The sequence below is a fragment of the Flavobacterium psychraerolatum genome (assembly GCF_025960985.1).
Lineage (GTDB): Bacteria > Bacteroidota > Bacteroidia > Flavobacteriales > Flavobacteriaceae > Flavobacterium.
The window spans coordinates 41,988-62,010 of record NZ_JAOQMX010000003.1 but is presented as its reverse complement, the minus strand read 5'-3'; the positions used below and the strand labels follow the sequence as shown (position 1 = coordinate 62,010).

At 34.0% G+C, this 20,023-nt stretch carries 20 protein-coding genes and 3 tRNA genes; 13 read left to right on the top strand and 10 right to left on the bottom strand.

Annotated elements, in window-relative coordinates:
* Positions 1 to 11 precede the first annotated feature (11 nt).
* From M2326_RS02160 to M2326_RS02150, 3 genes are read left to right on the top strand one after another with little or no spacing between them, the layout of a single operon-like run.
* Positions 12 to 773, top strand: coding sequence for a YHYH protein (locus M2326_RS02160; protein WP_264617908.1), 762 nt, complete (start codon positions 12 to 14; stop codon positions 771 to 773).
* Positions 745 to 1,380 (top strand): toxin-antitoxin system YwqK family antitoxin, encoded by a 636-nt coding sequence (locus tag M2326_RS02155; protein ID WP_264617907.1) that lies wholly within the window; start codon positions 745 to 747, stop codon positions 1,378 to 1,380. Before M2326_RS02160 ends, M2326_RS02155 begins: the two co-directional genes overlap by 29 nt.
* The gene (locus M2326_RS02150) at positions 1,377 to 2,003 is read left to right on the top strand and encodes an SCO family protein (protein WP_264617906.1); all 627 of its coding nucleotides are present in this window, start codon (positions 1,377 to 1,379) and stop codon (positions 2,001 to 2,003) included. The genes M2326_RS02155 and M2326_RS02150 overlap by 4 nt, the downstream gene beginning before the upstream one ends.
* 117 nt (positions 2,004 to 2,120) lie before the next feature.
* Here the strand turns inward: M2326_RS02150 and M2326_RS02145 are convergent, their stop codons facing one another.
* Together M2326_RS02145 and M2326_RS02140 are read right to left on the bottom strand one after the other, a co-directional pair.
* Positions 2,121 to 2,480, bottom strand: coding sequence for an RNA recognition motif domain-containing protein (locus tag M2326_RS02145; RefSeq protein ID WP_264617905.1), 360 nt, complete (start codon positions 2,478 to 2,480; stop codon positions 2,121 to 2,123).
* A 140-nt stretch (positions 2,481 to 2,620) separates the two neighbouring features.
* Positions 2,621 to 3,091, bottom strand: coding sequence for a DUF6252 domain-containing protein (locus M2326_RS02140; protein ID WP_264617904.1), 471 nt, complete (start codon positions 3,089 to 3,091; stop codon positions 2,621 to 2,623).
* A gap of 185 nt (positions 3,092 to 3,276) precedes the next feature.
* Here M2326_RS02140 and M2326_RS02135 point away from each other — a divergent pair, with 185 nt between their 5' ends.
* The 7 genes from M2326_RS02135 (at position 3,277) to M2326_RS02105 (ending at position 7,510) form a co-directional block, all read left to right on the top strand.
* Positions 3,277 to 3,822, top strand: a complete 546-nt coding sequence (locus M2326_RS02135; RefSeq protein WP_264617903.1) for a 30S ribosomal protein S16 — start codon at positions 3,277 to 3,279, stop codon at positions 3,820 to 3,822.
* A 13-nt stretch (positions 3,823 to 3,835) separates the two neighbouring features.
* The gene (gene rimM, locus M2326_RS02130; protein ID WP_264617902.1) at positions 3,836 to 4,360 is read left to right on the top strand and encodes a ribosome maturation factor RimM; all 525 of its coding nucleotides are present in this window, start codon (positions 3,836 to 3,838) and stop codon (positions 4,358 to 4,360) included.
* 205 nt (positions 4,361 to 4,565) lie between these two features.
* The gene (locus M2326_RS02125; protein WP_264617901.1) at positions 4,566 to 5,273 is read left to right on the top strand and encodes a tRNA1(Val) (adenine(37)-N6)-methyltransferase; all 708 of its coding nucleotides are present in this window, start codon (positions 4,566 to 4,568) and stop codon (positions 5,271 to 5,273) included.
* A gap of 234 nt (positions 5,274 to 5,507) precedes the next feature.
* The gene (gene trxA, locus M2326_RS02120) at positions 5,508 to 5,825 is read left to right on the top strand and encodes a thioredoxin (protein ID WP_108739444.1); all 318 of its coding nucleotides are present in this window, start codon (positions 5,508 to 5,510) and stop codon (positions 5,823 to 5,825) included.
* Between the two features lie 292 nt (positions 5,826 to 6,117).
* On the top strand, positions 6,118 to 7,044 hold the full coding sequence (locus M2326_RS02115) for a DUF58 domain-containing protein (protein ID WP_264617900.1): 927 nt from the start codon (positions 6,118 to 6,120) through the stop codon (positions 7,042 to 7,044).
* 87 nt (positions 7,045 to 7,131) lie between these two features.
* Positions 7,132 to 7,205: transfer RNA gene (locus M2326_RS02110), tRNA-Asp, on the top strand.
* Positions 7,206 to 7,436: 231 nt separating this feature from the next.
* Positions 7,437 to 7,510 (top strand) — tRNA-Asp (locus M2326_RS02105).
* Positions 7,511 to 8,482: 972 nt separating this feature from the next.
* Here M2326_RS02105 and M2326_RS02100 read toward each other — a convergent pair.
* Positions 8,483 to 8,567 (bottom strand) — tRNA-Leu (locus M2326_RS02100).
* A gap of 112 nt (positions 8,568 to 8,679) precedes the next feature.
* Between M2326_RS02100 and M2326_RS02095 the strand changes: the two genes are divergently transcribed.
* Complete coding sequence (locus M2326_RS02095; protein ID WP_264617899.1) at positions 8,680 to 10,068, top strand: dipeptidase; 1,389 nt, start codon at positions 8,680 to 8,682, stop codon at positions 10,066 to 10,068.
* A 213-nt stretch (positions 10,069 to 10,281) separates the two neighbouring features.
* On the opposite strand, the gene M2326_RS02090 is transcribed toward M2326_RS02095, so the two are convergent.
* From M2326_RS02090 to M2326_RS02080, 3 genes are all read right to left on the bottom strand, one after another.
* Positions 10,282 to 11,049, bottom strand: a complete 768-nt coding sequence (locus tag M2326_RS02090) for a polysaccharide deacetylase family protein (protein ID WP_264617898.1) — start codon at positions 11,047 to 11,049, stop codon at positions 10,282 to 10,284.
* Positions 11,050 to 11,243: 194 nt separating this feature from the next.
* Complete coding sequence (locus tag M2326_RS02085; RefSeq protein WP_264617897.1) at positions 11,244 to 12,362, bottom strand: glycosyltransferase; 1,119 nt, start codon at positions 12,360 to 12,362, stop codon at positions 11,244 to 11,246.
* A 562-nt stretch (positions 12,363 to 12,924) separates the two neighbouring features.
* The gene (locus M2326_RS02080) at positions 12,925 to 14,280 is read right to left on the bottom strand and encodes a saccharopine dehydrogenase family protein (protein ID WP_264617896.1); all 1,356 of its coding nucleotides are present in this window, start codon (positions 14,278 to 14,280) and stop codon (positions 12,925 to 12,927) included.
* A gap of 721 nt (positions 14,281 to 15,001) precedes the next feature.
* Here M2326_RS02080 and M2326_RS02075 point away from each other — a divergent pair.
* The gene (locus M2326_RS02075; protein WP_264617991.1) at positions 15,002 to 15,382 is read left to right on the top strand and encodes a DUF423 domain-containing protein; all 381 of its coding nucleotides are present in this window, start codon (positions 15,002 to 15,004) and stop codon (positions 15,380 to 15,382) included.
* A gap of 73 nt (positions 15,383 to 15,455) precedes the next feature.
* Positions 15,456 to 17,054: a phosphoenolpyruvate carboxykinase (ATP) gene (pckA, locus tag M2326_RS02070; RefSeq protein WP_264617895.1), complete on the top strand. Its 1,599-nt coding sequence runs from the start codon at positions 15,456 to 15,458 to the stop codon at positions 17,052 to 17,054.
* 142 nt (positions 17,055 to 17,196) lie between these two features.
* Here pckA and M2326_RS02065 read toward each other — a convergent pair whose 3' ends face one another.
* The 4 genes from M2326_RS02065 to M2326_RS02050 all read right to left on the bottom strand — a co-directional run bounded on the left by M2326_RS02065 (position 17,197) and on the right by M2326_RS02050 (position 20,000).
* Positions 17,197 to 17,892, bottom strand: a complete 696-nt coding sequence (locus M2326_RS02065; RefSeq protein ID WP_264617894.1) for a PH domain-containing protein — start codon at positions 17,890 to 17,892, stop codon at positions 17,197 to 17,199.
* A gap of 629 nt (positions 17,893 to 18,521) precedes the next feature.
* Positions 18,522 to 18,845, bottom strand: a complete 324-nt coding sequence (locus M2326_RS02060; protein ID WP_264617893.1) for a hypothetical protein — start codon at positions 18,843 to 18,845, stop codon at positions 18,522 to 18,524.
* 121 nt (positions 18,846 to 18,966) lie between these two features.
* Positions 18,967 to 19,671: a LytR/AlgR family response regulator transcription factor gene (locus M2326_RS02055; RefSeq protein ID WP_264617892.1), complete on the bottom strand. Its 705-nt coding sequence runs from the start codon at positions 19,669 to 19,671 to the stop codon at positions 18,967 to 18,969.
* Positions 19,672 to 19,682: 11 nt separating this feature from the next.
* Positions 19,683 to 20,000 carry an Hpt domain-containing protein gene (locus M2326_RS02050; RefSeq protein ID WP_264617891.1) on the bottom strand — a complete coding sequence of 106 codons (318 nt, stop codon included), beginning with the start codon at positions 19,998 to 20,000 and terminating at the stop codon, positions 19,683 to 19,685.
* Between the last annotated feature and the right edge of the window lie 23 nt (positions 20,001 to 20,023).

Genomic DNA, 20,023 nt, shown 5'->3' with positions numbered 1-20,023 from the left:
ATTTAACAATAATGAAAAAATCGAATATAATAATTGCCGCAATAAGTATAATTACTTTATCAATAGCGACTTACTCTTGTAGTAGTAGCGATGATTCTACCACGACAGTAGAAGGCACTGCAGATGTTCCTGCGGTATTTAGTACTAACTATAAGTCAGCAGTAACTTTATCTAGTACAGGGACTACAGTGACTATGAAATCTAATGGTACTCCAGACCACGTTACGCCTTATTGGGGTTCAGGTAATTCGTTATATGAGGAACAAACTACTGGTCAAGTTGTAAACCCAGGGAATTTGCAATCGCAAGTTTTTGTAATGACAATTCCAGTGAATCCTGTTGAAGCGAGTTCTAAAGAAGAAACCTCTTTAGGTCCAATTGGAATGGCTCTAAATGGTGTGGCAATTTACAATGATAGAGAAGGAGGGAATGTGCCAGTTGATGCAGGAACACTGAAATCGTTTGATCGAGCTGGGGCTCACAGTGGCCCTGGGGGATTGTATCATTACCATTTTAATGGCGATTTTACCTCGGATGACGATGCAAAATTAATTGGCTGGTTAAGAGATGGATTCCCAATTTATGGTCGTAAAGATAAAGACGGTTCTTATCCTTCAGCACTAGATTCAAATGGTGGACACACTGGCGCAACAGTAGAGTATCCAAACGGAATTTATCATTACCATTGTTCGAATGTCAATTATATGGACTCTGGTTTTTATGTATTAAAAGCAGGAAGTTATTATGGTACAAAAGGAACTTTTACTTTTTAAAGTATATTTTTTAGCCGTAATTGCAGTTCTTGTTACAAGTTGCAAAAAAGAGATTAAAGACGAAGCTATGATGCCATCGTCTTTAATTGTTTCAACGGTAGGGATTCCAAACGATACTATATTAGTTACCAATCCAAATTTAGTTTTAGACAACGGAATATACTATTTTCATAAAAAAGTCTATTCAGGTTATGTTAAAGAAATGTATGCTTTAGCATTTACCAAATGCATTTTTAGTTTTTTCGGGGGAAAGCAACAAGGCTTGAGTTTGATTTATTATGTAGATGGGAAATTAAAAGAATCTAGAAGTTATAAAGAAGGTAAGTCATTTGGAAGGCATTATGGGTATTGGGAGAATGGAAACCCCAGATTTGATTATATCTATGTGAATGATCGAAGAGAAGGTTTGCATAAACAATGGTATGAAAGCGGAGGAAAATACTCCTTTTTGACCTATAAAAATGATAGAGAAGAAGGGATGCAAAGAGCTTGGCGTGAAAACGGAAAACCCTACATCAGTTACGAAGCAAAAGACGGCCGACGATATGGTTTGCAAAAATCAAACTTGTGTTATACGCTCAAAGATCAAAAACTAAAATCCAAATGAAAATAAAGTATTATATCATCGCATTGTTGGGAGTTTTGGTAATTTCTTGTCAAGAAAAAACGAGAAAATTGCCTTATTACAAATCATCAGATTTTGTGCCTGTTTGGAATACTCCAGAAACTGAATCTTTTCATAAAATTCGACCTTTTGATCTGATAGATCAAGAAGGGAAAGCGTTTTCAGAATTAAATTTGGATGGAAAAATTACTATTGTAGATTTCTTTTTTACTAGCTGTCCTGGGATTTGTCCAAAAATGACCAATAGTATGACCAAAATTCAAGAGGAGTTTAAGAATGATAATCAGATACAATTGGTGTCACATTCCGTCACGCCAGATAAGGATAGTGTTTCTGTAATGGCAGCTTATGCTAAAAAAAATAATATTCAATATAGTAAATGGAAACTACTTACTGGTGACAAAGAGGAGATTTATAATTTAGGGCGAAAGTTTTATTTTGTCGAAGAAGATTTGGGAGAAAACAATGACAGCTCCATTTTCTTACATACAGAGAATTTTGTCTTAATTGATGAAAATCGTTTGATTCGCGGGATCTATAATAGTCTTGATCCAAGTAGTATGCAGGCTTTAATTGAAGACATTAAAGTCTTAGAAAAAGAATAAGAACATTTATGCTACAGTAGTTACTTTTCAATTGAAATTAGGTAAACAGAATTAATAAAAATAAAAAAGGGTGTCAAAATAAATTGACACCCTTTTTATATATTGTAGAAAAAAATATTAATATCCTCCTCTGTTTCCACCACCACGGTTTTCTCCACCACGGTTGTTTCCACCATAACCTCCGCGTGAATCTCCTCCACCACGGTTGTTATTAAAACTTCTTCTTTCGCCTTCTGGTTTTGGCTCAGATTTGTTAACAACGATTGTACGTCCTTGAACAGTTGCACCGTTCAATTCGTCAATTGCTTTTTGAGCGTCATCATCACTTGGCATTTCAACAAAACCAAATCCTTTGCTTCTTCCTGTAAATTTATCTGTGATAATTTTAACTGAATCTACTGCTCCGTAAGCCTCGAAAGACTCTCTTAAATCTGCTTCCTCAATACTGAATGGAAGGCTTCCAACAAAAATATTCATATGTGCTTATTTATAATAATTGTAGCAAATGTAGTTTAAATATTTTCTAATCTACTATGAATAAGCTTATTTAATCAAATATTTTTCAATTAGGAGACTTGTTCCTTCTCTTTTGGTGGGATTAAATTCATTATGAAGCATTAAGGTGTTACTGGGATTTTATAAAAGACACCTTGTTGAAAATTTAAATTCGATTGAGATTCAGGATTTGTTATTGTATTTATGGCGTTAAATTTAAAGGTACCCGTTATTATTTTGTTTGCAATGTCGTATTCAGTGATTTCAATTTGGCCGTTTCCGGTATTTGTTCCTGTTGAGTAAGTCGTTACCGTTGTGTCTTCTGTGAGCGTATAAGTTGCTGTTGAGATGTTGTCTTCACCGAGTGTATAGGTGTTTATGTCGTCTGAGGGAGTTTTTAGTACAATCTGTTCCTTGCTTGTGTAGGCCGTAATAATTAGTTCGTTACTGCTGTTTATCGTTGCAGTAGTGGTAATGGCTCTCCAAAAAACATTATCTTTTAGCCCTTGAAAGGAAGGGTTGTTGAACTTTACATTTTCTTCACAAGAGAAGATGCTCAAAGTTGTAAGGAGAAATAGAAAATATTTTTTCATGTAACCTGTTTTTTAGACAAGCAAAAGTAGTGTATTATGAGGGCAAATAAGAATTATAAATTAAAAACATTAGCTAACTACTTGATTAATATAGTGAAAATCGATTGGTATTATTGAAATAAAAAGTATATCTTTGCGCCCTTAATTAATAGAGGTCGAGTACCTCAAAATTTAATCACACGATTATGTCAGTAAAAATTAGATTACAAAGACACGGTAAAAAAGGAAAACCTTTTTACTGGGTTGTAGCTGCAGATGCACGCTCAAAAAGAGATGGTAAATACTTAGAGAAAATCGGTACTTACAATCCAAACACTAACCCAGCAACTATCGATTTGAATATTGATAGTGCAGTTCAATGGTTGCACAATGGTGCTCAACCAACAGATACTGCTAGAGCAATTCTTTCTTACACAGGAGCTTTATTGAAACACCACCTTGATGGAGGTATTCGTAAAGGTGCTTTAACACAAGAACAAGCTGATGCTAAATTAGCAACTTGGTTAGAATCTAAAACAGGAACTGTTGATGCTAAGAAAGATGGTTTATCAAAAGTGCAAGCTGATGCTAAAGCTAAAGCTTTCAAAGCAGAGCAAGATGTAAATGCAAAACGTATCGCAACAGCTGCTCAAGCAGAAGCTGATGCTATCGCTGCTGCTGCACCTGCTCCAGAAGTTGAAGCTGAAGAAGCTCCAGCTGCTGAAGAAACTAACGAAGAAACTCAAGCTTAATTCCACAGCGATAATGCGTAAAGAAGATTGTTTCTATTTGGGTAAAATCGCTAAAAAATTTAGTTTCAAAGGAGAAGTTCTGGCCTATTTGGACACGGATGAACCTGAGTTATACGAAAACTTGGAATCAGTGTTTGTTGAATGCAACAAACACTTGATTCCTTTTTTTATTGAAAATAGCTCCATTCATAAAAACGATTTTTTACGTATTCGTTTTGAAGAAGTTAAAAACGAAGAAGATGCTGATGCCATTATGGGTAATGAGCTTTTTCTACCCCTTAATATGTTGCCAAAACTTAGTGGTAACAAATTTTATTTTCACGAAGTAGTAGGATTTGAAATCGAAGACCAACGTTTGGGGGTTTTTGGTGTGATTCAATCTATTAATGATACTTCTGCTCAGCCACTATTTGAGGTGTTGAACGGAAACGTAGAAATATTAATCCCGATGATTGACCATTTCTTGGTTAAGGTAGATCGCGAAAACAAAAAAGTCATCATGAACCTTCCAGAAGGTTTAGTGGAAATGTATCTTTAGAAGGTAGAGGTTAGAAGTTAAAAATTAGAGGTTATAAGTTTTTGGCAGGTGTTAAAAGAACCGTTTCTTATAATCTTAATTCTTTAATTACATTAACTGTAAACACTATTTGTTTTTATTTTGGAGTAAATCAAAAATCATAATTTGTTACTCGAGAGCTTTGCTCGAACTGGCGAAGCAATCAACAATCTTAAATCTTTTCATTTTGTTTCAATTTAAGCAATTTTCTATCGAGCAGGATAAAACTGCTATGAAAGTAGGTACCGATGGCGTTCTTTTGGGGGCTTGGGTCCCTGTTGGTCATCGCCCTTTTAGTATTTTGGATATTGGTGCGGGTACGGGGCTTATCGCTTTGATGTTGGCACAACGCACGACTGCAGAGCAAATTGATGCTTTGGAGATTGACGAAGATGCGTACGAGCAAGCCGTGGAAAATTTTGAAAATTCGCCATGGGGAGATCGTTTATTTTGTTATCATGCCGGATTAGATGAGTTTGTAGATGAGCCCGAAGATGAGTATGATTTGATTCTTTCCAACCCACCTTTTTACAGTGAAGATTTTAAATCTAATGATGAACAGCGTGATTTAGCTCGTTTTCAAGATGCGATGCCTTTTGAAGAATTGATTGAGGCAGCTGATTTGTTTTTGTCCGAAAAGGGGGTTTTTGCAGTAATAATTCCGTTCAAAGAAGAAGCGAAATTTGTAGCTTTGGCTAAGGAATTTGAATTGTATCCTTTTAAGATCACTCGTGTAAAAGGAACTGCGCAGTCAGAAACAAAAAGAAGTTTGCTGGCCTTCGGTCGTGATGAAGTTCTTGAAGTTGATGAAAATGTATTAATTATCGAAAATGGCAGGCATGATTATACCGACGATTATATTGAATTGACAAAAGAATTTTATTTGAAGATGTAGGTCATAGCCCTGATAGAAACGGCATCCTCTTGTGGTAGCGATAGCGGACACAAGAGATATAGTGGATAGCAGGATTAGCTCCAAATAAATTTTATCAATGAAGAAATAGTTAAAACTAATGTAAGAATGGTGTTTGATTTGGTTTTAATTTATAAATTTGTACTTCAAATTAGTAATAACACAAAAAAATTGCTCCAATATAGTGTTGGGGTTAACATATAAAAGAAAAAAATTATGGCATTAGCAATAACAGATGCTACTTTTGACGAAGTAGTTTTGAAGTCAGACAAACCAGTTTTAGTAGATTTTTGGGCAGCTTGGTGTGGACCATGTAGAATGGTTGGACCAATCATTGAAGAATTAAGCAATGATTACGAAGGTAAAGTTGTAGTAGGTAAAGTAGATGTTGATGCAAATCAAGAATTTGCAGCCAAATATGGTGTAAGAAATATTCCTACTGTATTAGTTTTTCACAACGGAGAAGTAGTTGGGAAGCAAGTAGGAGTAGCTCCTAAGCAAACTTATGCAGATAGTTTAGACGCTTTGTTGTAATCGTAAGATTATAATTTATATAAAAAAGGTTTGACGTTAGTCAAGCCTTTTTTTTTGTGATTTTTTTGTTTCAAATAAGTAGATTGTGATTTGGGCGTGCCCCGCCGAAAAAAAGCGGGTCAGGCTATTCGTTTCAATCTTTTTTGGGCCAGAAAAAGCCCAAAAAAGGATTTTTACTACTATCCTTCACGCAAACCTGTAGTGTTATAATTGAAAGTGGGAATTAATGTAAATTGTGTTTTAGAAATGATGTTTCTGTGAAGGTCGTGATTATTTTTAATATATTTGAGATATGAAGATGGAATCACAATTAGAGAAAATAGCTCGTTTCCAACATTTGGAGCTTTTGGCGAATCAAATCGTTGAAGGATTTATTTCGGGCATGCACAAAAGTCCGTTTCATGGGTTTTCGGCTGAGTTTGCAGAACATAAATTGTATAATGTAGGTGAGAGTACTCGCCATATAGATTGGAAGTTGTTTGCGAAGACAGATAGGCTGTATACGAAACGATTTGAGGAGGAAACCAATTTACGTTGTCATATTATTTTGGATAACTCCTCGTCCATGCATTATCCAAAGCTGAGGTCTAATCAAGATTTTCACGAAAATAAAATTGGATTTTCTGTATTGGCATCTGCAGTTTTAATGCGTTTATTAAAAAAACAACGTGATGCGGTTGGTTTGAGTGTTTTTTCGGATAGGTATGATTACTATGCACCTGAAAAAGGAAGTGACCGACATCATCGAATGATATTGAATCAACTGGAGTCTGTTTTGGATAAGCCAAAAGTTTCTAAAATTACTAATACGGTTTCTTTCTTGCATCAAATTGCCGAAAAGATGCATCGTCGCTCGATGATTGTGTTGTTTACAGATATGTTTCAGTTAGAAGACGATGAAAAATTATTTGAAGCCTTACAGCATTTGCGTCATAATAAGCACAAAGTGATTCTTTTTCATGTGTGTGATCGCAAAACAGAGGTTAATTTTGAGTTTGATAGTACGCCCAGGAAATTTATTGATGTGGAAACGGGTGAAGAGGTGGCTCTTTTTTCGGATAATGTCCAAGATGTTTATAAAAAAGAAGCTGAAGTTTATTTTAATAAAATAGCATTAACCTGCGCTCAGAACCGAATTCGGTATGTTCCTGTAAATGTGGCCCAAGATTTCGAAAAAATAATGCTTACTTATCTTGTTGAAAAACAAAAGTTTGGGTAATTTATATAAAATTATTTAAAAATAATTGGTAAAAATGCTTGTAGAAACGGAAATCTATTGTATCTTTGCCACCGCAATAGCGCAGTTGGTCTGGTAGTTCAGTTGGTTAGAATACCTGCCTGTCACGCAGGGGGTCGCGGGTTCGAGTCCCGTCCAGACCGCGAGTATTGGGAGAGCCTTTCAGTAATGAAGGGCTTTTTTTTCCAATCAAAGATTAAATTTTGTAGAGTGATCAGTCGGTTAATCTGATCTTGGTTTAGGTGTTAAGCCAAAGAATATCTTAGTATTTGATATTGTAAGCATATTCAAAAATTAAAATATATATAATGATTAATTTTAAACAATAGTGAAGTAGTAATTTCGAGTTTAAAATTGATTTTAAAGAGCGAGTTGGTCTGGTAGTTCAGTTGGTTAGAATACCTGCCTGTCACGCAGGGGGTCGCGGGTTCGAGTCCCGTCCAGACCGCGAAATTGAGGAAAGCCTTTTAGAAATAAAAGGCTTTTTGTCTCAATAAAGGTTTCTAAAATTAGTTGTGTTGCGATCAGTCTAGTTAACTGATCCTGGTTTAGTAGTTAGGCCAATGAAAAGCTTTTCACTTAATTGTGAATGGCTTTTTTGATTTTAGAAAGGTTTTTGGTTTAAATGATTTACTTTTTAGGAATTGTTTTGTTGTGTTTTGCAAAATAGTATTTGCTTTCGTTCTGGTAATTATAGCGACTTTGCTATCTTTCTTTTACCTGCTTTGTTGTTTTAGATGATATAAAGTACTTCTTTCAAGGGTGAAGTTTTATTAGTTTGTAAATATTTGTCTTGATTTCCAGAGATGAAAAACCATTGTTTGTTATGTTGTCTCTTACCTCGTATTTTGGGGTTGCTTAAAATCTTTAACTATTTTGAGAGTTTATGTTTGTAGTGTTATTAAGTGAAGCGATATTGGTATAGTGTCTGTTGTTTTTATTAATAAAGACGTATATCCTTGTGTTGTTGATTTTCGTCTGTTGCTAAGTTTTGTCTTGATAGTATTGGGATTAAATTCGATCTGTCTTGTATTCTCATAAGTTGTTTTCTGTGAATGATGTACAGATGTTCATGAATTGAGCAGTCTTAAATTGTTGTCTCGTTAATTTTTTTTTGTAGTATTATTTGTGATGATGTATTTTGGGTGTTGAGTAATCACTTTTAAATATAAGCTCAGATACAATATGTTTATTTTGTGTGATGAAGTATTTATACTTTATGATGGTAGTTGTAGGTAATGATACTCTAGGGGGCTCAGTAAAGATTTCTTATTTTCTATTTGGTTGAGATGATTAAATATTTGTCTAGAAAATTTTGTGTAAATACCTGATTTATTTAACTTAAAAGAAAGCTGTGGAATGGAAGAGGGAGTTTTTTATAAAACAAAAAACCCAAAACACTCAGTGTTTTGGGTTTTTCTGGTGCGGATAATAGGACTCGAACCTACACGCCTTGCGGCACCAGATCCTAAGTCTGGCATGTCTACCAATTTCACCATATCCGCGTGCAATTGTGGGTGCAAATATAAGGATTGTTTCTAATATTCAAAGCTTTTTTTTAAAAAATTTATTTATCATTTTTTTGTATTTTTGAAAGTACTAAAAGTCAACACATAAATGGATAATATTAAGCATTACATAAACGAAAATAAAGATCGTTTGATCAAAGAACTTATCGAATTATTGAAAATACCATCTGTAAGTGCAGACGCTGCCTATGCGCAAGATGTTATCGACACCTCCGAAGCTGTAAAAATTAGTCTAGAGCAAGCAGGCTGCGATTTTGTAGAGATTTGCGAGACAGATGGCTACCCAATTGTTTATGGACAAAAAACAATTGACCCAGGACTCCCTACCATTCTCGTATACGGACATTATGATGTTCAACCCGCAGATCCTATCGAGCTATGGAATTCGCCCCCATTTGAGCCTGTAATCAAAGTTACAGAAACACATCCCGAAGGTGCTATTTTTGCTCGCGGTGCTTGCGACGACAAAGGACAAATGTACATGCATGTGAAGGCATTCGAATATATGATTAAAAATGATTGTTTGCCTTGTAACGTCAAGTTTATGATCGAAGGAGAAGAAGAAGTAGGAAGTGTTAACCTCAAAACTTTTGTTGAAAACAATACTGAAAAGCTTAAGAATGATGTAATATTAATTTCAGACACTGGAATGATCTCAAACCAGCAACCGTCTATCACCACTGGATTGCGCGGACTGAGTTATGTTGAAGTAGAAATTACTGGCCCAAATCGTGATCTTCATTCTGGATTATACGGTGGAGCAGTGGCCAATCCGATCAATGTTTTATCAAAAATGATCGCCTCACTTCACGACGAAAACAACCACATTACTATCCCAGGTTTCTATGATAATGTCGAAGAACTATCTACTGAAGAAAGAGCTGAAATGGCCAAAGCACCTTTCAGTCTAGAAAATTATAAAAAAGCACTAAACCTCAACGCCGTGTATGGTGAAGCAGGTTACACAACCAACGAGCGCAATTCCATTCGTCCTACACTAGACGTTAACGGAATCTGGGGAGGATACACTGGTGAAGGAGCAAAAACTGTTATTGCCAGCAAAGCATTTGCCAAAATCTCAATGCGTTTGGTACCCAACCAAGACTGGGAGGCCATCACCGACCTATTTACCAAACATTTTATTGCCATCGCTCCAGCAGGTGTCACCGTAGAGGTAAAACCACACCATGGAGGACAAGGCTACGTAACCCCAATTGATAGTATTGGGTACAAGGCAGCCAATATGGCTTACACCGAAACTTTTGGTGTCCCCGCCATCCCAGTTCGTTCTGGGGGTAGTATTCCGATTGTAGCCCTTTTCGAAAAAGAATTAAAAAGCAAAACCATTCTTATGGGATTTGGACTCGACAGCGATGCTATCCATTCTCCAAACGAACATTTCGGCATCTTTAATTACCTAAAAGGAATCGAAACCATTCCACTATTTTATAAATATTTTGTAGAATTATCAAAATAGAAAAATCAAAAAAGTCCGTTACTATCTGTAGTAACGGACTTTTTTTTATGGGGTTCCCTACGGGCGGGCTATTCGCTGCAAGTCCTCAACAAGTTCTGCTATCGCTTCACTTGTTTCCGGGCTTTCCGCTTCTATCCCTAACCCAAAGAGTAGTTGCGATAAGATCTTTGTTCAAAATAGCTTCGATTGTCAATTAAGAATTAATCACAATTTTTAAAATAACTTTTTACGTCCCAGTCGAACCTTCTTTTTAAACACTTCAAAACGATCACCTCCCCTTATATCAATGCGCTGAATTTCATATTGATTCTTTAACGGAAAAACATTAATTCTATTTCCAATGCGCAAACCATAGCGTATTCCGTATTTTTTCAACAAGTCAAAGAATGCTTTTTGTTCATGACCCCTCTTTCTGTAATATCCGCCATACGCATATGCCAAAGCAGGAAAAACATTCAAATTCTCTTTATCAATCACTTCCTGACACAGTTTCAAATCAGATTCAATTTCTATTAGCGATAATAGTGCATAATTATCATGCTTAAAGGTATGGTAACCTAACTCTATATGTGTACCAATAGTATCCAACTGCACTCTGTTCATCAAACGCATGTTATCATTCTCATTAATAAACTTTCCACCCCAATCAATCTTTTGCCCTATCTTTCCAAGCACAACAAACAGCACTGCTTTAAAATCATACTCCTTTAATAGTGGATATAATTCGGTATAATTATCCAAAAAACCATCATCAAAAGTCAATACAATCGATTTTGAAGGTAGTGATTGTTTATTTTTAAGCATGGTCTCTACATCCGAAAGCCACAATGTTTGATATTTATTCACTTTTAAATATTCAAATTGTGCAATCAATGTTTCTTTCTTGATGGTAATTTGATCTGCAAAACCATTTGTAGAAATAGAATGATATTCTAAGATTCTCAATTTGTTTTTTGATGCATAAAATAATTTAAATTGCATGTTTAAAACCACTAGAAAAATAACCAACAAAAAAACAACCCCCAATAAAAAATATATCATAACATATTGATAAAACATTGTGTTCCTGCGCATCTATTTACTAGATATAAATTATTTAGAAATATACGCCTCACAAAAATTCAAAATAAAAGAGTACAAGAAGCATTCCATGCACCAAATAAAAAAGTATTTCCTTAAGCAATAACATAATCATCGAGCATAATTTGACTTAACACTTCATTAATTTTATATCCAATAACAACTCTAGAGGCTGTTTTCATTAAAAAATCATGTCCCTTGGTGATGTATCTTTCTTTACTTTCTTTGCAATTAATCAAGAATTCCACTTTGTCTGCAAAATCGATTGCATTACCCACCTCAGCCAACAATCCAGTTTCATTATGTTCCAATACAGTCGGAATACCACCGGCTCTAGCAGCAACAACAGGAACCTTACATGCATAACTTTCTAGAATCACCCCGCCTGTAGCTTCGTTATTTGAAGTAAATAAAAACAAATCAAATTCAGGGATGCACTGATGAACATCATTCCTAAAACCTGCAAATATTATTTCATTTTCTAGACCTTTAGATTTAACATATTCCTTAATTTCAGACTCTAATCCACCTTCGCCAATCAAAATGTATTTTGCTTTAAGGCCTCTTTTATAAAGTTCTTCAACAGTATTGACCCAAGTATAATGATCTTTTACTTTACAAAAAGCTGAAACGTTCCCTACAATTTTATAGTCCGATGGGATATTAAATTCCTTATGTAAGAAACCATTTTTAACCTGCCCGATAAACTTCTCAGTATCAACTACACTCCCTACTACAACCATTTTTTGATGGTTTTTGATTGTAGCTTTTAAGATATCAACCACTGGATCAGAAACACATACTATTTTTTTGATTCCTTTATAATTGTACTTAAATTTTCGAAAGAAGTTGGTGCCTACATTTTTTATGAGTGTTCTAAAAAGTACCAACGGAATTTTTAATCCACAAAATACTGAGGAGATCACACCAACAGTATGGGCTTTGCTATTGTGAAGTAAAACAATGCTAGAACTATTGATATCCACAATATGCTTTAATTGTTTTGCGATTTTAAGATTGTATTGTGATTTAAAATCAATACCAATGACTTTCAAATTTCTCTGTGTAGCCACTTCAAAAAGCTTAGAATTAGTAGGACATACAATGATTTGATTTTTCACCAACTCATTATCTCTCAATGACTCATAGATATCTATAATCATTTGCTCGTGTCCTCTCCAAACAGTTGAGCATGTAAAATGTAGTAGTTCCATAATTGAAGTTTAGACTACGAAAATATTTTCGTAAACTTCATTTAAGCTTAAAATTAAGCTTAAAAATGCCTTAAAAATATCTTAACAAAAACTAAATAAAATCCTAAACAAAAATTCTAGCAGAACAATATTGAATGAGAGGTGCTACAAGACCGTTTATACCAGGATAATTGGATGTTAATTTCCCTACGCTTCAGGAAATAAAGTATTCATCAGCGAATTAGTTTGTTTAAAAGGATCATTATTAGTTTTATAAATAGATTCTGATATCGCTGTTAATTGAATTAATTTGTAAGTTTCAATTCTCATGGAATAAACATCATTTGGAGTCGCAACTCTAAAAAACAATTCAGAATAAGAAAAATCTCCCTTGTAAAAAGTTTTTACACATAGATTCTCTTGGTACCCGGGGGGGGGGGGAGTATTGTCAGTAAAATAGCAAATAGGGCGTATGCTATAGTAAAAATGATAAGGATCACCAGTACAATAATTCAAGAAAATGAACAATATAATTTAGATGATATAACTCAGGGAATCATATGTTTTTTGGGGGAAACATTTATTACACTTTGTGTCTAATTGAAGGGATAATTTCCTCCTTGAAATGAACTCCATAATTTTCTAATTCTTTAAGTATAGGTTCATAGACTTCTTTTCGAATAGGAAGTTGAACTCCATATGTTTTGATTTTACCATTTAAAATCAATAAACTGGCAATCGCTACGGGTAATCCAACTGTTTTCGCCATGGCGGTATAGGTTTGATCATCACCTATACAAACCATTTTGGAATCAATTTGTTTTTTTATACCTTTCAATTCAAAACCAAACTTATGATACATCACGATCATATCTTTATCATCAGCTTGTAATGTCCAACTATCGCCTAAGATTTTTTCAAGAATTTGAGCGGGTGTCGCATTGGACAACGCAACGATTTTTTCATCATTGAATAAGTCCAATTCAACTAGTTTCTCCCACATGATATCGTCTTGGTCAATTTTAAGAAGTAAACGCATCTTGATTTCGACTGAATCGGTTGCATGGTACGGCAAAAATGCGTTGATATAATCACGGTAACTCATTGTTAAGGAATCTTCCATCACATAACTATCATCGGTCATACCCAATTGCACAAACATATTCCATGCCTTGGAGAAACCAACTTTTCGAATGGTTCCGCGATATAAAGTCAAAGCATCATCAAGACCATAAACCGATTTGTATTTTAAAGAATCCCTGTTGGGATAGGCTTCAAATTTTCCGTAGTCAGCGACTTCTAAAAATTCAGTTCTGCGAAATAAATTACAATATGGAATGTATTTGTACGTACCCTCTTGAAGAAACTTGGCAGCGCCACCTTGACCAGCCAAAACAACATTCCGAGGTGCCCAAGTGAATTTGTAATTCCACAGATTCGTATCAGATTCGGGTGCAACTAGACCACCACAAAAAGATTCAAATGTTAGGATTTTGCCTCCCTGATCTCTTATTTTATCAATGATTTTCATAGCACTCATGTGGTCAATGCCAGGATCAAGTCCGATTTCGTTCATGAAAACCAAATTATTAGCTTTCGCTTCTGCGTTCAAGGCCTGCATTTGATCGCTGATATACGAAGCGGTTACCAAATGTTTTTTGAAACGCATACAGTCTTTGGCTACTTCGATATGCAAATGAGCAGGCAGCATCGAAATGACAAGATTTGCTTTTTCTATGGCTTGGGTACGCTGTTCTTTGTCGAATATATCTAATGCTATTGCTGTAGCATTGTGATGATTTAATGTTTTTTTTTGAGCTAACTCCAAGGATATATCGGCTATGACCAAATGGAGTTTTTCGACGGTTGAATGATCCAGAAGATAACGAATCAAAGAGGAAGCAGATCGCCCAGCGCCTATAATAAGTATATTTCTCATATTGATTTTTTTAATGATGTCCAAACCATGTGATTTGGTATGGAGTTGATAATGATTGAATCGGATCAAACTAATTTGTATAATCAAATTGTGCGTAACGAACTCGATTTAGAGCCATGACACTTTTCCCTCTCATGATCGATTGAAAATAGCACCAAGTGCTTATCTCAAAAAAGAGGGCCAGAATGACTTATGGATATAAAACAACAATAAGATTTCATTTTAAAAATAGTACTGTAAGGATAGAATCATATTTGTGTTTAATCTGGACGTACTGCATTACTACCTAATTTTAACTGTTGGACTGTACAAAAAAAGAAAGTTAGGTTTATCATTACTCTTTTCTACACATTTTATCCTTACTGATTTATACTAATGGTTCTTTTAAAGGAATCATTTTGCTTACAATCAATCACTTCAATAACAAATTTACAAAAAGAGATTTTGATTATAACCTTTTTCAAATGATAATAAATGGTTGATTTGTGAACGGCTGCGTGAGTGGTAGGAGCGGTATCCTTTTGGGATGCGATAGCAAACCCAAAAGATATAGCGGATAACACGACACCCTCTTATAAAAGGGTACTACCCGCCAGCAAAATTGCCCTTTTGTGAGAGGGTGGCACGCCCAAATTAATGTTAAATCAGCATGATTATGATTCCTATTATAGGTGATTCTTGTGGAGATATGATACTTTTGTATTTTATAAATACAAACAAAATGGAAAAAAAGATTATTTATACGGGCGCATTGATGGGAATGATAGCTATAATTTTTGGTGCTTTTGGTGCACATGCTTTAAAAAAAATATTGACACCAGAATTACTAGCTACTTTTGAAACAGGAGTGCGATATCAAATGTATCAGGCGTTTTTCTTGCTATTATTACCCAGTTTCAAACTTCTTACTGAGAAAACAAAAAAGACTATTTACTATCTTATTGTTGTAGGTGTTGTTTTGTTTTCGGGTTCAATTTATGGGTTGGCGACAAATTACTTGACTCCTTTTGATTTTAAAACGATTGGATTTGTAACTCCTATTGGAGGCCTACTAATTATTATAGGCTGGGGACTTTTGTTTTATCGATACTTAAAAATATAAAATTTTAGCACTATTTTGTTATATTTAGTTACCTTTAGTATGTGCAATATCAAACGCTAAACACAACTATATTATGAACGAGAATACCTTACATACAATACCATCGATTGACTATCTTGGCATTGAGAATACTCAAATTCATTACCAATTATCTCCTGAAGAACTGCAGGAAAGAACCATAGCAGCAGGACAAGGATCAGAAACTAGCACGGGAGCTTTGGAGATTAACACCGGAAAGTTTTCTGGCCGTTCACCTCTAGACCGCTTTATTGTAAAGGATGTTATTACTGAAAAGGATGTTTGGTGGGGAAATGTAAACATTCCTTTTACTCCTGCTAATTTTGATGCATTGTATGATAAGCTAACGGCTTACTTGTCCAACAAGGAATTGTATGTACGTGACGCTTATGTGTGTGCAGACCCAAGTTACCGACTCAACGTGCGAGTAGTTACCGAGACCGCTTGGGCAAATTTATTTTGTCACAATATGTTTTTGCGTTTAAAAGAAGATGAATTAGCCACTTTTACCGCTGATTGGACGGTACTGTGTGCTCCTAGTTTTCTAGCTGACCCAGAGGTTGACCATACTAGGCAAGGTAATTTTGCGATATTAAATTTTACTCGAAAAATCGCCATGATTGGAGGTACGGGATATACTGGCGAAATGAAAAAAGGAATTTTTTCTGCTTTGAATTTTATACTTCCTGTGACCCGTAATGTACTCTCTATGCATTGTAGTGCCAATGTGGGGACTAATGATGAAACGGCAATATTTTTTGGATTGTCTGGAACGGGGAAAACTACTTTGTCTGCGGATCCAAAACGAAAGTTAATTGGTGACGATGAACATGGGTGGACTCCAGAGAATACCATTTTTAATTTTGAAGGGGGATGCTACGCCAAAGTAGTTAACTTATCTGAAGAAAATGAGCCTGACATCTTTAGGGCTATTAAAAAAGGTGCTTTACTTGAGAATATAGTGTACAAAAAAGGAACAAACGAAGTAGATTACACTGATGTTTCAATCACTCCAAATACGAGAGTGAGTTACCCAATTGAGCATATTGAAACAATTCAACCCGGTTCAAGCGGACAAAATCCTAAAAACATCTTTTTCTTAACGGCAGATTCGTTTGGTATCTTACCTCCAATTTCTAGATTGACAGCTGGGCAAGCTGCTTACCATTTTATATCGGGTTATACCGCAAAAATAGCAGGAACTGAAGCAGGGATTACTGAACCCACACCCAATTTTTCTGCTTGTTTTGGAGCTCCTTTTATGCCTTTGCATCCTACTCGATATGCCGAAATGTTAAGTGAGAAAATAAAAGATGAAGATGCAACTGTTTGGCTAGTTAATACAGGTTGGACAGGTGGTGCTTATGGAACGGGATCCAGAATGAAGTTAAAATATACCCGTGCTATGATCGATGCAGCTCTGCATGGCGAGTTGGATGAAGTAAATTATGAAAACCACTCGGTATTTGGAATGGCAATTCCGCAATCGTGTCCAAATGTTCCAGATGAGATTTTAAATCCAAGAAATACGTGGAATGATAAAGATTTATATGATAGTAAAGCTAAAGATTTAGCTAATAAGTTTAGAGTCAACTTTGAACAGTTTTCCTCATATGCGAATGAGGAAATTTTGGCAGGAGCGCCAAAAGTTTAGTTTGCTAAAAGGCGTAACACTTTTTGAAAGCACAAAGTAACTTACACAAGTAATAAATTTTGTTTTTTTGAAATTAATTGTTGATTTTAAATAAAAAAAATGCCTTATTTACGAAAATAAGGCATTTTTTTTATTCTAGAGATTACATATAACTCATAATCTCTTTTTTCAACGTATCATATTCTCCTTGAAGAATCAAACCATTGTCTAATAATTTTTTGAAATTCTGCAATTTTTCAAATAGTTCTTCAGAAGATAAATCTTTCATTGATTTTTCCTGTGATATACTATCAGTCTGAATGTTTTGATATTGCGGTGGTACTACAGAAACGATTTCGGCATAATTTGTAACTTCTTCGGTTTCCACTTCCTCTATATCCACTTCTTCTACTTCTTTATAGTTTATTGGTGGAGGGATAATTGCTTCCACAACTACCGAAACATTTTTTAAATTATCCATTTGCTCTTTGGCAAAAGTATACAATTTACGAGCCTGTGTTTTTGGTATGTAATCTATGGATATTGTTAGATCTGTTTTGGTTGAAAATGAGAACTCCGACCCGAGTATATTTTCTTTCACAAAAGTACCAGCCACATCTTCCCAATCATAATCTACAAAATCCATTGATAGGCCTAAGTTCTTAGGTTTGCATAAAATGATACGTTTATTGGTCAATACAATACTATCAGGTAAAACGGTTATCGCGGGTTTTTTTTGAACACCAATATAACCGACTTCTTCATTTTTCATTAAAAGATCCTGCAATTTTGAAGTTATTTTTTCAATTGCTTTTGGATCTTGATCCTCATTTAAAAACTTTTTTATTTGATCTTTCATAGTACTTTACGCAGCTAGTTTCTTTATTTAAATCAAAGCTAACGATTTTATCTGTATTGTATATCAATTTATTCTAAATGGAAAATAATTTTTAAAGAATATTCAAGGGAAAGTATTGATCTTTTGGTATAAATCCAAATTTTAAAGAGCTGGTGATATAATAATTTCTTAATTTATCCATCGCGGTAGATTTTTTCATATGCATAAAAAATGCTGCATCAAATAGCCACTTTGTTAAGAACTTATTTGTAATTTTTTTGATTATCACTTTATACATCTATTCTGATATAGCGCTAAGTTATTATTTTTAATAAATTGGAAAAAATAAACGAGATTATATTAAAATTAGAACTGAATTTTTTATTATAAACAAAAAAGACTGCTCGTGGCAGCAGCCTTTTCAACTACGCAAAATAGTTGCCAATTAATTTGTTTTTGGAATTATTTGGTTATTATAAATGTTAGAAATTGATATACATATACTTAAGTTTGAAATTCAAATGTACTTACTACCAGTTTCTTTTACAAAGATAAAAATGTTTTCAATTAATAATACGAATTTTCGTTAAGCGAAGGATAGGTCTTCGGTGAATGGATACTTATTGAAGTTGAAAAGGTTGTTTTTTTTTCTAATTTGCATACTTTAGAGTATCAGTGTCAAGGCCTATTTTTTTTCGAACTTCTGACGTATTTGGTACTACAAACTCATTCTTTTCGAATACTAAAAAAGGTTTTAATATCGCGTAACTTACCGCAACTGTTGTTTCTTTGTTCTTATTTAGTTTTTCAATTTCGGATTTATCTATTGGACCAGCCCATTTTAAGTTATAACAATAACCTAAAGATTTTTCTCTTACAAAGGTTATGTTTTTATCGTTATCCATTGTCCATCGTTTCGATATCAAAAAGTACCCTGCAATATCATTGACAGAATTGCTTGTTTCTATGGTCATTGTAGTTTAAGATTTTGTTTCCATCGGTTTTCTTATATACTAACCAATATAGATAAAAATAGATAAAACAGCTATTGTAATCGATTAAATGTCAATATTTGTTTAATTAACAATATTATACTTATATAATATTGATTCTATTAAGTAATTCTAATCTATTCGATCTACTTATTGGAACAATATCGCTCCCTATTAATACACTATTGTCTTCAATATCAATGATTTTTTTAATATTTATAATAAAAGAACGATGTACTTTTAAGAATAGATCTATAGGTAATTTGACTTCTATTTTTTTTAGGGTTGAATGAACAATATAATTTTTGTTGTCAGTTTTAATATGAATGTAGTCTCCTTTGGCTTCAATAATAGTTACCGATTGAAAATTTATTTTAATTAATTTTCGATTAACATTTATATAAAAATCATTTGAATTCTTCTCTATTTCTAATGAAGTAGTAGCCAATAAAGGAGCTTGTATAGCTTGTAGTTTTTGTATAGCTTTTAAAAAACGAGCTTCGGTAATAGGCTTAACCAAATAGTCAACAATACATTTATATTCAAAAGCTTCAATAGCAAAATTCCTATCAGAAGTTATTAATATAATATTTGGAGGATTTTTTATAGTTTGAATAAAATCAAAACCTGAAAATTGAGGCATATGGATGTCTAAGAAAATTAAATCAACAGGATTTTGATTTAAATACTTCATAGCATCAGTAGGAATAGAGAATTCAGCCACCATATCTATAAGCGTATAATTACTTAAAAATTGGGCTATAATTGCTCTAGCCATTTCTTCGTCATCAATAATAATACATTTCATTTATACGAGAATTATAATTGTATTACAAACTCTTGAATGTTTTTTAAAATGTTTTGAAATTCATCTTGCAAAATTAAAGAATTGTTTTTCAGATTGTCTTCATAATCTGAAGCAATATAATAACTTTTTTCGAGACCTAGAATAGAAATTTTGTGCTTTAATTTATGAACAGCTAGGGCGACCTTTGAAAAATTATTATCTTCTAATTCTTTAAAATATTGTTCGATCTCCAATGGGAATTCTTTTTTAAGTATAGTAATCAATTTAAATTTGAACTCGTTATTATCACCTGATAATTTGTTTATATAGTCTAAATTAGGGTTTTCCATTGTCATTAGTTATTATAAAACAG

Coding starts and splice junctions, on each gene's coding strand:
- M2326_RS02055 (WP_264617892.1), bottom strand. CDS start 19,671: ATGAAATGTATTATTATTGATGACGAAGAAATGGCTAGAGCAATTATA.
- M2326_RS02095 (WP_264617899.1), top strand. CDS start 8,680: ATGGATAATATTAAGCATTACATAAACGAAAATAAAGATCGTTTGATC.
- M2326_RS02115 (WP_264617900.1), top strand. CDS start 6,118: ATGAAGATGGAATCACAATTAGAGAAAATAGCTCGTTTCCAACATTTG.
- trxA (WP_108739444.1), top strand. CDS start 5,508: ATGGCATTAGCAATAACAGATGCTACTTTTGACGAAGTAGTTTTGAAG.
- M2326_RS02090 (WP_264617898.1), bottom strand. CDS start 11,049: ATGCAATTTAAATTATTTTATGCATCAAAAAACAAATTGAGAATCTTA.
- M2326_RS02140 (WP_264617904.1), bottom strand. CDS start 3,091: ATGAAAAAATATTTTCTATTTCTCCTTACAACTTTGAGCATCTTCTCT.
- M2326_RS02135 (WP_264617903.1), top strand. CDS start 3,277: ATGTCAGTAAAAATTAGATTACAAAGACACGGTAAAAAAGGAAAACCT.
- pckA (WP_264617895.1), top strand. CDS start 15,456: ATGAACGAGAATACCTTACATACAATACCATCGATTGACTATCTTGGC.
- M2326_RS02065 (WP_264617894.1), bottom strand. CDS start 17,892: ATGAAAGATCAAATAAAAAAGTTTTTAAATGAGGATCAAGATCCAAAA.
- M2326_RS02155 (WP_264617907.1), top strand. CDS start 745: ATGGTACAAAAGGAACTTTTACTTTTTAAAGTATATTTTTTAGCCGTA.
- M2326_RS02075 (WP_264617991.1), top strand. CDS start 15,002: ATGGAAAAAAAGATTATTTATACGGGCGCATTGATGGGAATGATAGCT.
- rimM (WP_264617902.1), top strand. CDS start 3,836: ATGCGTAAAGAAGATTGTTTCTATTTGGGTAAAATCGCTAAAAAATTT.
- M2326_RS02060 (WP_264617893.1), bottom strand. CDS start 18,845: ATGACCATAGAAACAAGCAATTCTGTCAATGATATTGCAGGGTACTTT.
- M2326_RS02080 (WP_264617896.1), bottom strand. CDS start 14,280: ATGAGAAATATACTTATTATAGGCGCTGGGCGATCTGCTTCCTCTTTG.
- M2326_RS02150 (WP_264617906.1), top strand. CDS start 1,377: ATGAAAATAAAGTATTATATCATCGCATTGTTGGGAGTTTTGGTAATT.
- M2326_RS02085 (WP_264617897.1), bottom strand. CDS start 12,362: ATGGAACTACTACATTTTACATGCTCAACTGTTTGGAGAGGACACGAG.
- M2326_RS02160 (WP_264617908.1), top strand. CDS start 12: ATGAAAAAATCGAATATAATAATTGCCGCAATAAGTATAATTACTTTA.
- M2326_RS02050 (WP_264617891.1), bottom strand. CDS start 20,000: ATGGAAAACCCTAATTTAGACTATATAAACAAATTATCAGGTGATAAT.
- M2326_RS02145 (WP_264617905.1), bottom strand. CDS start 2,480: ATGAATATTTTTGTTGGAAGCCTTCCATTCAGTATTGAGGAAGCAGAT.